The following is a 12,833-nucleotide window of genomic DNA, read 5'->3' on the forward strand; positions in this document are numbered from 1 at the left end:
ACTGGGGCCGCATATGCAGCACGATGGATATTGGGTTTTCTCGCAGATTGATCCCGTAGCATTCAGTTTGGGACCACTATCGGTACGCTGGTATGGTCTCATGTACCTGTTCGGTTTCGCGTTTGCCATGTGGCTTGCCGGCCGTCGCGCCGATGCGCCGAACAGCGGCTGGACCCGCAACGAGGTGTCGGATCTGCTGTTTTACGGCTTCCTCGGGGTGATCCTCGGTGGCCGTGTCGGTTACGTACTGTTCTACAACTTCGATCTCTTCCTCGCGGATCCCACCTATCTGTTCAAGATCTGGACCGGCGGTATGTCGTTCCACGGTGGGTTGATCGGGGTGATCACCGCGATGATCTGGTTTGCCCACAAGACCAAGCGCCACTTCTTCACCGTGGCCGACTTTGTGGCACCGCTCATTCCGTTCGGTCTCGGCGTTGGCCGGATCGGCAACTTCCTCAACGGCGAGCTGTGGGGCCGGGTCACCGATGTGCCCTGGGCCATCATCTTCCCGGAGGCCGGCCCCGAGCCGCGTCATCCCTCCCAGCTCTACCAGTTCGCACTGGAAGGGGTGGTGCTGTTCATCATCCTCAACCTGTTCTGGCGCAAGAATCCGCCGCGCGGTGCCATCTCCGGCATGTTCCTGCTGTTCTACGGCCTGTTCCGCTTCCTGGTGGAGTTTGTGCGCCAACCGGACAGCCAGCTCGGTCTCTACTTTCAGGAGATCAGCATGGGCCAGATCCTCTCCACCCCGATGATTATCGCCGGTGCCCTGATGATCTGGGCCGCCTACAAGCGTCCGCAGTTGTTCGGTAATGCCGTGAAGGAGGCGAAATAATGCGAGCTTATCTCGACCTGATGCAGAAAATCCTCGATGAGGGGACCGTCAAGTCAGACCGTACCGGCACCGGTACTGTCTCCCTGTTCGGCCATCAGATGCGCTTCAATCTGGCGGAAGGTTTCCCGCTGGTGACCACCAAGAAGTGCCACCTGCGCTCCATCATTCACGAGCTGCTCTGGTTCCTCAATGGCGATACCAATACCGCCTATCTGAAGGAAAATGGCGTCAGCATCTGGGATGAGTGGGCCGACGAGAATGGCGATCTGGGGCCGGTTTACGGCGCGCAGTGGCGCTCCTGGCCTGCGGCTGACGGGTCTGTCATCGACCAGATCCAGAAGGCGGTGGATGACATCAAGCACAACCCTGATTCGCGCCGCATCATCGTATCCGCCTGGAACGTGGGCGAGCTGGACAAGATGGCGCTGGCTCCCTGCCACGCCTTCTTCCAGTTCTATGTGGCGGACGGCAAGCTCTCCTGCCAGCTTTACCAGCGCAGCTGTGATGTGTTCCTCGGCCTGCCGTTCAACATCGCCAGCTATGCCCTGCTGACCCACATGATGGCCCAGCAGTGCGATCTGGAAGTGGGTGACTTCGTCTGGACTGGCGGTGATGTGCACCTCTACTCCAACCACATGGAGCAGACTGCGCTGCAGCTATCCCGCGAGCCGCGCCCGCTGCCGACCCTGATGATCAAGCGTAAACCTGACTCCATCTTCGACTATAAGTTCGAGGATTTCGAGATCGAGGGTTATGACCCCCACCCAGGCATCAAGGCGCCCGTCGCCATCTGATAGCAAGGCGCCTCAGGGCGCCTTTTTTATGCAGTTAAATAATTGAAAATTCATTTTATTGATTAATAAGACGGTAGCCAGAGACGAGGAAAAACCTGCTTTTAGCAGGTATGTTCTATTTTGCCTTCGGTTTTTTCGTTGTATTGAGCAGCAAGAAACGATTTTCCATTGGTTGTTGCAGGAGATAGACTCAAACCAAAGCAATACGGTGGAAAATTTAACCATGAGTGACGTAATCAAAAAGTTCCTGAAGCTGGAGGCCGCCTCCGGAATTATTCTGATCATGGCTGCCATGCTGGCAATGATTTTAGCCAATACCGCGCTGGCTGGCGGGTATCAGGCGTTTCTCGACACGCCGGTGCAGGTGCGCATCGCGGCTCTCGACATCAACAAGCCACTGCTGCTCTGGATCAACGATGGCTTTATGGCGATCTTCTTCCTGCTGGTTGGTCTGGAAGTGAAGCGTGAAATGCTGGAAGGGGCGCTCTCGACCCGGGTTCAGGCGACCTTTCCGGCTATTGCTGCAGTTGGCGGCATGCTGGCTCCGGCCTTGATCTACGCCTTTTTCAACTACTCGGACGAAGTGGCGCGTGCTGGCTGGGCGATCCCGGCTGCGACCGACATCGCCTTTGCCCTCGGGGTGATGGCGCTGCTCGGCAAGCGGGTGCCGGTGAGCCTCAAGGTATTCCTGTTGGCACTGGCCATCATGGATGACCTCGGTGTCATCATCATCATCGCGCTCTTCTATACCCAGCAGCTGTCGCTGGAGGCGCTGGCCATCGGTATTCTGGCAACCCTCACTCTGCTTTGGATGAATCGTCGTGGTGAGGACAGGATCAGCCTTTACATGCTGGTTGGCCTGGTGCTCTGGGTTGCGGTGCTCAAGTCTGGCGTTCATGCGACCCTGGCCGGTGTGGTAGTCGGTTTTATGGTCCCGCTTAACGGCAAGCGTTACGCCTCGCCGCTCAAGTATCTGGAGCATCAACTGCACCCCTGGAGTGCCTATCTGATCCTGCCGCTGTTTGCCTTTGCCAACGCCGGGGTATCGCTGGAAGGGATTGGTCTTTCCTCCCTGCTGAGTCCGGTACCTATGGGGATCATGCTGGGGCTGTTTATCGGCAAGCCGCTCGGGGTGTTCACCATCAGCTGGCTGTCGGTCAAGCTGGGCATCGCCCAGTTGCCGCCCGGGGTCAACTTCAAGCAGATTTTTGCGGTCAGCATCCTCTGTGGCATCGGGTTCACTATGTCGATGTTTATCGCGTCTCTCGCCTTCGAGCACGGTGGGCTGGATTACGGCAGCTACTCTCGCCTCGGGATCCTGGTGGGCTCCACTATGGCGGCGGTAGTCGGCTATCTGGCCTTGCGCATGGCCCTTCCCAAGGGTGAAGGGGAACAGAGTACGGAGGGACTATGAAGCTGCATACAGGGTTGTTGATGCTGTTGTTGAGCCCCACGGCATGGGCCGGCGGGCTGGAGGATTGCAAGCAGGACGCCACTTCGGCGAACTGCTCTGCCTATCTGAACGGGGTGGTAGACAGCGCCCTGCTGCTGGGGGACAAGCAGGCCAAGGCGCGCTTTGGCGAGACCTTCTCCGAGCGGGCGCTAAGCAGCCGGGCTGGCGAGATGGTAAAGCGTTCCAACAAGCGTTATTGTGCTGACCGGATGCCTGACAAGGCGCGCCTCAAGGCCAGCCTGATGGAGCAGTTTGGCGCGAACAAGGTTGACTCGGTTAGCGACATGTATGACATTCTGGCGGTTGAACTCAGCTGCTACCGGAGTCCGCGTCAAGCGGGAACCCCATCGGATGTCACACCTTAACTACAACCATCTCTACTATTTCTGGATGACTCAGAAGAAGGGCTCCGTTACCCAGGCAGCGGAAGCCCTTTTTTTGACCCCGCAGACGGTCACCGGCCAGATCAAGCTGCTGGAGCAGCGCCTCGGTGGCAAGCTGCTCAAGCGCAAGGGACGCTCCCTTGAGGCAACCGAGCTGGGCCAGCTGGTATTTCGTTATGCCGACAAGATGTTCAGCCTCTCCTACGAGATGCTCGATATCGTCAACTACCGCAAGGAGAGCCAGATCCTGTTCGACGTCGGCATCGCCGATGCCCTCTCCAAGCGCCTTGCCAGCCGCGTGCTGCTCTCTGTCATCCCCAATGATGGTTCCATCCATCTGCGCTGTTTCGAATCGACCCACGAACTGCTGCTGGAGCAGCTGAGCGAACACAAGCTGGATATGATCCTCTCCGACTGTCCAGTGGACTCCAGCCAGCATGCGGGGCTGCTCTCTAAGCGGTTGGGTGGCTGTGGCGTCAGCTTCTTCTGCAAGGCGCCATTGCCCGAAAAGCCCTTTCCAGCCTGTCTGGAAGAGCGCAAGCTGCTGATCCCCGGTCGTCGTACCGCCATGGGGCGTCAGCTGACCCAGTGGTTCGAGCAGCAGGGTGTCTCCCCCAGCATTCTTGGCGAGTTTGATGATGCCGCCTTGATGAAGGCGTTTGGCTTCTTCAATCAGGGGATTTTCATGGCCCCCACCATCTATCGGGAGGAGATCCTCGAGGGGGAGGGGGTGATGCTGATCGGGGAAACCCAGGATCTGATGGAGGAGTATTACGTCATCTTCGCCGAGCGGATGATCCAGCATCCGGCGGTGAAGCGGGTCTGCGAGAGCGATTTTACCTTTCTCTTTTCCGGGCAGGAGAACTTCTCCGCCATCCAGCCGGCCACCCTGTCGTTTTAAAACGACCCGTCACCACGTATCATCGGCGATGAGTGGTAGAGGAGAGATGTGATGCAACTTGAAGAGATGGAAGCCAATGCGAGTAAGGCGGTGGCCTTGCTCAAGGCGCTGGCCAACGAGCGGCGGCTGTTTATTCTGTGCCAGTTGCTGGAGCGCGAACTGTCAGTGGGGGAGCTCAACGAGCGATTGGGATTGAGTCAGTCGGCCTTGTCACAGCATCTGGCGCTGCTGCGGCGGGATGAGCTGGTGACGACGCGCAAAGAGGCCCAGACGGTCTACTATTCGCTGCGCAGCCATGAGGTGCGTGAAATGATCAGTTTGCTGCATCGACTTTATTGCAGCGCAGATAAATAAAAAACCGGCACTAAGGCCGGTTTTTTCAGCTTTGATCAGCAGAAGCTGATTAAGCCATAGCTTTGATCTGGGCAGACAGGCGGCTCTTGTGACGAGCAGCTTTGTTCTTGTGGATCAGGCCTTTGGTCGCCATACGATCCATGATCGGCTGAGCAACAGCGAAAGCGGCAGTCGCAGCAGCTTTGTCGCCAGAGGCGATAGCAGCAATGACTTTCTTCAGGTAGGTACGGGTCATGGAACGACGGCTGGCGTTGTGCTGACGGCGTTTTTCTGACTGAAGAGCGCGCTTCTTAGCAGATTTGATGTTAGCCAAGGTAAAACTCCTAAAACTGTCTTAGCGAGTGTATTGAAAAGGCCCGGAAATATGCCCTTCCAACCACATATTGTCAAATGATTTGTGCAAATAAACACCGCCTCCCGGTGGTGTGTCAGTAGGGAGACGGTTAAACTGTCGGCCGATTCTAGCAGCATTCTTTTCATTCTGACAGTTCCAGAGGCCTCGTCTTGAGTAAGAAATTGATCAAATCCGGCATGATAGTGTCCGGAATGACGCTGGCATCCCGCGTAATGGGCTTGGTTCGCGATGTGGTCATCGCAAATCTGCTCGGTGCCGGGGTGGCCGCCGACGTCTTCTTTTTTGCCAATCGCATTCCCAACTTTCTGCGTCGCCTGTTCGCCGAAGGTGCCTTCAACCAGGCCTTTGTTCCCGTGATGACGGAGTACAAGAAAAATGGCGATGAGGGGGAGGTGCGTGAATTGCTGGCGGCGGTTGCGGGCACGCTGGGGGGCATAGTGACTGTGGTCACCCTGCTTGGTGTGCTGGGGTCGGGTGTGCTGACCGCGCTGTTTGGCTGGGGCTGGTTCTGGGACTGGCTGCATGGCGGCCCTGCGGCCGAGAAGTTCGAGCTCGCCAGTCTGATGCTCAAGATCACCTTCCCCTACCTCTGGTTTATCACTTTTACCGCCATGGCGGGGGCCATCCTCAACACCTTCGGCCGCTTTGCAGTCTCGTCGTTTACGCCGGTGTTTCTCAACATCACCATGATTGCGGCGGCCTGGTGGATTGCACCGCTGATGGACAAACCTGAGATCTCGCTGGCGATTGGTGTCTTTTTGGGCGGTTTGGTGCAGTTTCTGTTCCAGTACCCCTTTTTGCGCCAAATCAACATGCTGGTATGGCCCAAGTGGGGATGGAATCACCCTGGGGTGGTGAAGATCCGCACCCTGATGATCCCCGCCCTGTTCGGGGTATCGGTCAGCCAGATCAACCTGCTGGTCAACACTATGCTGGCTTCTTTCCTCGCGACCGGTGCCATCAGTTACCTCTACTACTCGGATCGCCTGCTGGAGTTCCCCCTCGGTCTGTTTGCAGTGGCCATCAGTACCGTGATCCTGCCTGCGCTGGCCAAGAAGCATGTGGATGCCGATCCGGCCGACTTCTCCCGCACCATGGATTGGGGGGTGCGGATGGTGATGTTGCTCGGTCTGCCCGCCATGATAGGCATTGCGGTGATGCGCGAGCCCATTTTGCGAGTACTGTTCATGCGCGGCGAATTTGGCCTGCATGAAGTGAGCATGTCGAGCGCCAGCCTGCTGGCCTCCACTACCGGTCTGCTCTCCCTGATGCTGATCAAGGTGCTGGCGCCCGGTTACTACGCCCGTCAGGACACCAAGACGCCGGTGCGGATCGGGGTGATGTCGATGATTGCCAACATGGTCTGCAACCTCATCTTCATCTACCCGCTCGGTTACGTGGGGCTGGCGCTCTCGACCGCCTGCTCGGGCACTCTGAATGCGGCCTTGCTGTTCAAGGGGTTGTACCAGCAGAGCGTCTATCGTCCCTCCCGCCAGACTGGCGTGTTCTGCCTCAAGCTGCTGGTCGCCAGCGTGCTGATGGGGGGCGTGCTCGCCTATCTGTCGCCAGATTTGGCCCAGTGGGGCGCATGGAGCATGGGCAAGGCCAGTTTGCAGCTGACCATGCTGCTGTCGCTGGGGGCTGCGGTCTATGCCGTGGTGTTGCTGCTGCTGGGCATTCGGCCGCGTCACCTTAAATCGGGGCAGCAGTAGCCGTGATCCTGCTGCGCCATGGGGATAGTGCCTCATGGCGCAGCAGGGGGCGTGATTGGGCCCGGATAGTTGAAATCAGGCTATGAGGGCTGACCCTGCCTGCTGCCTGATATATAATCCGCCGATTTCCATGGCAGCAACGCACAAGGCACTGATGGAGCTTATTCGCGGCATTCACAATCTCAAGCCCCGTCACCGGGGATGTGTATTAACCATTGGAAACTTTGATGGGGTTCATCAGGGTCACCATGCGGTATTGGCACGTCTCAAGGAGAAAGCGGCCCAGCTGGGATTGCCCGCCTGCGTCATGCTGTTTGAGCCGCAGCCGCTGGAGCTGTTTGCCGGCACAGCTGCGCCCGCTCGGCTGAGCCGGTTGCGGGAAAAGTACGAAGCGCTGCAGGGGCTGCATATCGACCGCATGCTCTGTGTGCGCTTCAGCCACCGCTTTGCCGAGCAGGCGGCCTCGACATTCATCGAGCAGTTGCTGGTGGAGAAGCTCGGAGTGCGCTACCTGGTGGTCGGCGATGATTTTCGCTTCGGCAAGGGGCGGGAAGGGGATTTCCACCTGCTGGAAGAGGCGGGCCATCGCTTCGGCTTCGAGGTGATCAGTACCCAGAGCTTCCAGCTCGAACGGCAGCGGGTCAGCAGCACCCTGGTGCGTGAAGCACTCAAGGCGGGCAGGATGGCGGAGGTGGAGCTGATGCTTGGCCGTCCCTATACCATCAGCGGCCGGGTGGCCCACGGCGACAAGCTGGGGCGCACCATAGGTTTTCCCACTGCCAATCTGGCCCTCAAGCGTCAGGTGATCCCGGTCGGTGGCGTGTTTGCGGTGGAAGTGATATGTTCCGGCAAGACCTTCCCCGGTGTAGCCAATGTGGGTGTACGGCCGACCTTGAGCGGTACACAAGCCAGATTGGAAGTACATCTATTTGATTTTTCTGGTGATCTATATGGTCAGCAGGTCAAGGTGCTGCTTCGCCACAAGCTGCGCGAAGAGCAGAAGTTTGCCTCTTTCACTGCCTTGAAAGAGCAGATCGAACGAGATGCCCTGGCGGCCCGAGCCTGGTTCGGGCTGCCACAATTCAATTTACCCAGCACTCTTTTAGAAAAGAAGGGAACCCAGGACTGATGAGCGACTATAAACACACCCTGAATCTTCCGGAAACCGAGTTTCCGATGCGTGGCGATCTGGCCAAGCGCGAACCCAACATGCTGAAACGTTGGTACGATCAGGATCTCTACGGCGCTATTCGCCGCGCCAAAGCGGGCAAGCCTTCTTTCATTCTGCATGATGGCCCCCCCTATGCGAACGGTAACATTCACATCGGTCACTCGGTCAACAAGATCCTCAAAGACATCATCATCAAGTCCAAGGGCCTCTCCGGTTTCGATTCCCCCTATGTGCCGGGTTGGGATTGCCACGGTCTGCCTATCGAACTGAAAGTAGAAGGCATGGTCGGCAAGCCGGGCGAGAAGGTTTCCGCTGCCGAATTCCGCGCCGAGTGCCGCAAATACGCCAAGACCCAGATCGAAGCGCAGAAGACCGACTTCATCCGTCTGGGTGTGCTGGGCGACTGGGAACACCCCTACCTGACCATGGATTTTGGCACCGAAGCCAACATCATCCGTTCCATGGCCAAGATCGTTGAAAACGGCCACCTGCACAAAGGTTCCAAACCGGTGCACTGGTGTACCGATTGCGGCTCCGCGCTGGCTGAAGCCGAGGTTGAGTACTACGACAAGAACTCTCCCTCCATCGATGTGCGCTTCAAGGCCGTTGATGAGGCGACCGTTACCGCCAAGTTTGACTGTGCCGAAGGCCACACCGGCAAGGGCCCGATCTCTGCGGTGATCTGGACCACTACCCCGTGGACCCTGCCAGCCAACCGCGCCATCGCCATGCACGCCGATCTGGATTACGCACTGGTGCAGGTTGAAGGTGAGCACCCCGAGCGTCTGATCCTGGCCGCAGAGCTGGTCAAGGACGTCATGGATCGCGCCGGTATCGAGAAGTTCCACAATCTGGGCTATGCCAAGGGTGCCACGCTCGAGCTGCTGCGCTTCAACCACCCCTTCTACAGCTTCGATGTACCTGTGGTACTGGGTGACCACGTCACCCTGGATGCCGGTACCGGTGCCGTTCACACCGCCCCTGGCCACGGTCAGGAAGACTTCGTGGTCGGTCAGAAGTACGGTCTGGAAGTGGCCAACCCGGTTGGCAGCAACGGTGTTTACCTGCCGGATACCGAACTGTTTGCCGGCCAGCATGTGTTCAAGGCCAATGCCTCCGTGATCGAAGTGCTGACCGAGCGCGGCGCCCTGCTGCACCACAAGGTGTTCAACCACTCCTATCCGCACTGCTGGCGTCACAAGACCCCGATCATCTTCCGTGCCACCCCGCAGTGGTTCATCAGCATGGAGCAGAAGGGTCTGCGCAAGCGCGCGCTGGAAGAGATCGAGCGCATCGAGAAGGACGGCATTGCCCAGCAAGGCCAGAGCGGCTGGGTACCGGCTTGGGGTAAAAACCGCATTCAGGCGATGGTCGAGAACCGTCCTGACTGGTGTATCTCCCGTCAGCGCACCTGGGGTGTGCCTATCTCCCTGTTCGTCCACAAAGAGACCCAGGAACTGCACCCGGAATCTGTGCGCCTGATGCACGAGGTCGCCAAGCGGGTCGAGCAGTCCGGCATTCAGGCATGGTGGGATCTGGACAAGGCCGAGCTGCTGGGTAGCGACGCCGACATGTATGACAAGGTGCCTGACACTCTGGACGTCTGGTTTGACTCCGGTTCTACCCATGCTTCCGTGGTTGATGCCCGTCCCGAGTTCAACGGCAAGCCGGCCGACATGTATCTGGAAGGTTCTGACCAGCACCGTGGCTGGTTCATGTCCTCCCTGATGATCGGCGTGGCCATGAAAGACAAGGCTCCCTACAACCAGGTGCTGACTCACGGCTTCACCGTGGATGGTCAGGGTCGCAAGATGTCCAAGTCCATCGGCAACGTGGTGAGCCCGCAGGACGTAATGAACAAGCTGGGTGCCGACATCCTGCGTCTGTGGGTAGCGAGCACTGACTACACCGGCGAGATGACTGTCTCCGACGAGATCCTCAAGCGCTCTGCCGATGCTTATCGTCGTATTCGCAACACTGCCCGCTTCCTGCTGGCCAACCTGAACGGCTTCAATCCGGCGACCGACATGGTGGCGCCTGCCGACATGGTAGTGGTGGATCGTTGGGCTGTCGGTCGTGCCAAAGCGGTACAGGCCGAGATCATGGCGGCATTCGACGAGTACAACTTCCACGGCGTAACTCAGAAGCTGATGCAGTTCTGCTCCATCGAGATGGGCTCCTTCTATCTGGATGTCATCAAGGATCGTCAGTACACCGCCAAGGCTGACAGCCTGGCCCGTCGCTCTTGCCAGACCGCCCTCTATCACATCGCCGAAGCCATGGTGCGCTGGATGGCGCCGATCATGAGCTTCACCGCCGATGAAATCTGGGCCCTGCTGCCGGGCGAGCGCGGTGAGTTCGTCTTCACCGAGGAGTGGTACGACGGCCTGTTCGGGCTGGAAGCGGGCGAAGTGCTGAACGACGAGTTCTGGGCCGAGATCCTCACCGTGCGTGGTGAAGTGAACAAGGCGCTGGAAGTGGCCCGTGGCGAGAAGCGTATCGGCGGCTCCCTGCAGGCCGAACTGACCCTGTTCGCCAAGCCGGAGCTGGCTGCACGCCTGAATGCCCTGGCTGATGAGCTGCGCTTCGTGCTGCTCACCTCCAAAGCCAAGGTGGTGGTGGCTGACACTGCGCCGGAAGGCTCTGTGACGACCGAGCGTGATGACCTGTGGCTGAGCGTGGCCCAGTCTGCCGCCGCCAAGTGCGACCGCTGCTGGCACCATGTGGAAGATGTGGGCACCATCGCGGGTCACGAAGAGATCTGTGGTCGCTGTGTGACCAACGTTGAGGGTGACGGCGAAACTCGTCAATTTGCCTGATGAACATGACTCAACATAAAAGCGGCCTGCGTTGGCTGTGGCTGGCAGTGCTGGCCTTTGTACTGGACCAGGCGAGCAAGCTCGCCGTGGTCAAGTTGCTGCCATTTGGTTACCCGGGGGTGGAGATCACCCCCTTCTTCAATCTGGTTCACGTCTACAACAAGGGCGCCGCATTCAGCTTTCTGGCTGATCAGGGGGGCTGGCAGCGCTGGTTCTTCGCGGTGCTGGCTTTTGCCATCTGTGGATTGCTGATCCACTGGCTGCGCAAGCAGTCGGTGACCCAGCGTTGGAGCGGTATCGCCTATTCACTCATCATCGGCGGCGCCCTCGGCAACGTCTTTGATCGACTGGTGTTGGGCCATGTGGTCGATTTCCTCGACTTCTACTGGCAGCGTGCGCACTGGCCGGCATTCAATCTGGCCGACAGCTTTATCTTTATCGGGGCCGCCATGATCGTGCTGGACGGTTTCCGTGGTGAGAAAAAGGAGCAGGCATGAGCCAGCAGATCACCGCTAACAGCAGCGTGCTGTTCCACTTCTCCATCAAGCTGGAAGATGGCTCGGTTGCCGACAGCACGGCGCTGCACGGCAAACCTGCCCGCCTGCGGATGGGCGATGGCAGCCTGACCCCCACCTTCGAGCAGTGTCTGCTGGGCCTGTGCGAAGGGGAGAGCAAGAGTTTTACTCTGGCGCCGGAAGAGGCCTTTGGCCTCTCCAACCCCGATAACATCTACCATCTCGACCGTGCCAAGTTTGGCGCCGATGTGGAGCCAAAAGTCGGCACCATCATCCTGTTCGATCAGCCCAATGGCAGCGAGCTGCCGGGCATTATCCGGGCGGTAGCCGGGATGTCGGTGACGGTCGATTTCAACCACCCGCTGGCCGGTCATACCGTCACCTTCGAGGTGGAGATCCTGGACGTTGATGATGAGGAGAAGGTGCATTAATGGATATTCTGCTCGCTAACCCTCGCGGTTTTTGCGCCGGTGTCGATCGCGCCATCAGCATTGTCGAGAGCGCGCTGGAGAAGTTTGGGGCCCCCATCTATGTCCGCCACGAAGTGGTGCATAACCGTTATGTGGTGAACAAGCTGAAAGATGCGGGCGCCGTCTTCGTCGAGGAGCTCGACGAGGTGCCGGACGACAGCATCGTCATCTTCTCTGCCCACGGCGTGGCCAAGACAGTGCGCGAGATGGCCAAGTCCCGCGCCCTCAAGGTATTCGATGCCACCTGTCCGCTGGTGACCAAGGTTCACATGGAAGTCCATCGCGCCAGTCGCAAGGGCTCCGAAGCTGTGCTTATCGGTCATGCTGGCCACCCCGAGGTGATCGGGACCATGGGGCAATACGAGAATCGCGAAGGCGGCATGTATCTGGTGGAGACACCGGAAGATGTGGCCAAGCTCCAGGTGAAGAATCCGGATGATCTCTGCTTCGTTACCCAGACCACCCTGAGCGTGGATGAGACCTCTGACGTGATCGATGCGCTGCGCAAGCACTTTCCCAAGATCCAGGGGCCGCGCAAGGACGATATCTGCTACGCCACCCAGAACCGTCAGGATGCGGTGCGGGAGATGGCTGGGCTGGTGGACGCTATGCTGGTGGTGGGGTCGCGTAACTCCTCCAACTCCAACCGTCTGCGCGAGTTGGCCGAGAAGGTGGGCGCCAGAGCCTATCTTATCGACGATGCGTCGATGATCGAGGAGAGCTGGCTGGAAGGGGTGAAGGCGATCGGCGTCACTGCAGGTGCATCCGCCCCCGAGGTGCTGGTGCAAAACGTGATTGCCCGCCTGCGGGAGCTGGGTGGCAAGGTGGTCGCCGAGCATCCTGGCCGTGAAGAGAACGTGGTGTTTGAGGTACCACCCGAGCTGCGGATCCTCTGATCCCTGTCATCTCGCTAGATGTCGGTTTATTGCCAAAGCCACCTCGTTGAGGTGGCTTTTTTGGTCCCAACGAGTCCTTTGTGCATGTTCGCAACCAGATCGCAGCAAAAATTGATGATGTAGCTCGAACTTTTGCATTGCCGGGATTGAAACCCCAAGTGCCCGGCATAGA

13 protein-coding genes are annotated in these 12,833 nt (G+C 58.6%); 12 read left to right on the forward strand and 1 reads right to left on the reverse strand.

Going from position 1 to position 12,833, the window contains the following annotated elements; genetic code table 11:
* The first annotated feature begins 13 nt into the window (after positions 1 to 13).
* The 6 genes from lgt (at position 14) to ACB035_RS13095 (ending at position 4,723) form a co-directional block, all read left to right on the forward strand.
* Positions 14 to 838 carry a prolipoprotein diacylglyceryl transferase gene (gene lgt, locus ACB035_RS13070; protein WP_031227775.1) on the forward strand — a complete coding sequence of 275 codons (825 nt, stop codon included), beginning with the start codon at positions 14 to 16 and terminating at the stop codon, positions 836 to 838.
* Positions 838 to 1,632 carry a thymidylate synthase gene (gene thyA, locus ACB035_RS13075; RefSeq protein WP_201958648.1) on the forward strand — a complete coding sequence of 265 codons (795 nt, stop codon included), beginning with the start codon at positions 838 to 840 and terminating at the stop codon, positions 1,630 to 1,632. The genes lgt and thyA overlap by 1 nt, the downstream gene beginning before the upstream one ends.
* A gap of 223 nt (positions 1,633 to 1,855) precedes the next feature.
* Positions 1,856 to 3,046, forward strand: coding sequence for a Na+/H+ antiporter NhaA (gene nhaA / locus ACB035_RS13080; RefSeq protein WP_005348917.1), 1,191 nt, complete (start codon positions 1,856 to 1,858; stop codon positions 3,044 to 3,046).
* Positions 3,043 to 3,450 (forward strand): hypothetical protein, encoded by a 408-nt coding sequence (locus ACB035_RS13085; protein ID WP_371167424.1) that lies wholly within the window; start codon positions 3,043 to 3,045, stop codon positions 3,448 to 3,450. The genes nhaA and ACB035_RS13085 overlap by 4 nt, the downstream gene beginning before the upstream one ends.
* A complete protein-coding gene (gene nhaR / locus ACB035_RS13090) occupies positions 3,437 to 4,369 on the forward strand; it encodes a transcriptional activator NhaR (protein ID WP_005340434.1) in 933 nt (310 codons plus the stop codon). The genes ACB035_RS13085 and nhaR overlap by 14 nt, the downstream gene beginning before the upstream one ends.
* 51 nt (positions 4,370 to 4,420) lie before the next feature.
* Complete coding sequence (locus tag ACB035_RS13095; RefSeq protein WP_013724128.1) at positions 4,421 to 4,723, forward strand: metalloregulator ArsR/SmtB family transcription factor; 303 nt, start codon at positions 4,421 to 4,423, stop codon at positions 4,721 to 4,723.
* Positions 4,724 to 4,772: 49 nt separating this feature from the next.
* Here ACB035_RS13095 and rpsT read toward each other — a convergent pair whose 3' ends face one another.
* Positions 4,773 to 5,036, reverse strand: coding sequence for a 30S ribosomal protein S20 (gene rpsT, locus ACB035_RS13100; protein WP_005308808.1), 264 nt, complete (start codon positions 5,034 to 5,036; stop codon positions 4,773 to 4,775).
* 191 nt (positions 5,037 to 5,227) lie between these two features.
* On the opposite strand from rpsT, the gene murJ reads away from it, so the two are divergent.
* From murJ to ispH, 6 genes are all read left to right on the forward strand, one after another.
* Positions 5,228 to 6,790: a murein biosynthesis integral membrane protein MurJ gene (murJ, locus tag ACB035_RS13105; RefSeq protein ID WP_368177489.1), complete on the forward strand. Its 1,563-nt coding sequence runs from the start codon at positions 5,228 to 5,230 to the stop codon at positions 6,788 to 6,790.
* Positions 6,791 to 6,944: 154 nt separating this feature from the next.
* Positions 6,945 to 7,919 (forward strand): bifunctional riboflavin kinase/FAD synthetase, encoded by a 975-nt coding sequence (gene ribF, locus ACB035_RS13110; protein WP_019445579.1) that lies wholly within the window; start codon positions 6,945 to 6,947, stop codon positions 7,917 to 7,919.
* Positions 7,919 to 10,780 (forward strand): isoleucine--tRNA ligase, encoded by a 2,862-nt coding sequence (gene ileS / locus ACB035_RS13115; RefSeq protein WP_371167425.1) that lies wholly within the window; start codon positions 7,919 to 7,921, stop codon positions 10,778 to 10,780. Before ribF ends, ileS begins: the two co-directional genes overlap by 1 nt.
* Entirely contained in the window at positions 10,780 to 11,277 is a 498-nt protein-coding gene (lspA, locus tag ACB035_RS13120) for a signal peptidase II (RefSeq protein WP_005340447.1), read from the forward strand. Before ileS ends, lspA begins: the two co-directional genes overlap by 1 nt.
* Positions 11,274 to 11,726 (forward strand): FKBP-type peptidyl-prolyl cis-trans isomerase, encoded by a 453-nt coding sequence (gene fkpB, locus ACB035_RS13125; RefSeq protein WP_139741581.1) that lies wholly within the window; start codon positions 11,274 to 11,276, stop codon positions 11,724 to 11,726. Before lspA ends, fkpB begins: the two co-directional genes overlap by 4 nt.
* Positions 11,726 to 12,661, forward strand: a complete 936-nt coding sequence (gene ispH, locus ACB035_RS13130) for a 4-hydroxy-3-methylbut-2-enyl diphosphate reductase (RefSeq protein WP_371167426.1) — start codon at positions 11,726 to 11,728, stop codon at positions 12,659 to 12,661. Before fkpB ends, ispH begins: the two co-directional genes overlap by 1 nt.
* Positions 12,662 to 12,833: the final 172 nt, after the last annotated feature.

This window comes from Aeromonas sp. S12(2024) (assembly GCF_041402305.1).
GTDB classification, from domain to species: Bacteria; Pseudomonadota; Gammaproteobacteria; order Enterobacterales; family Aeromonadaceae; genus Aeromonas; species Aeromonas veronii.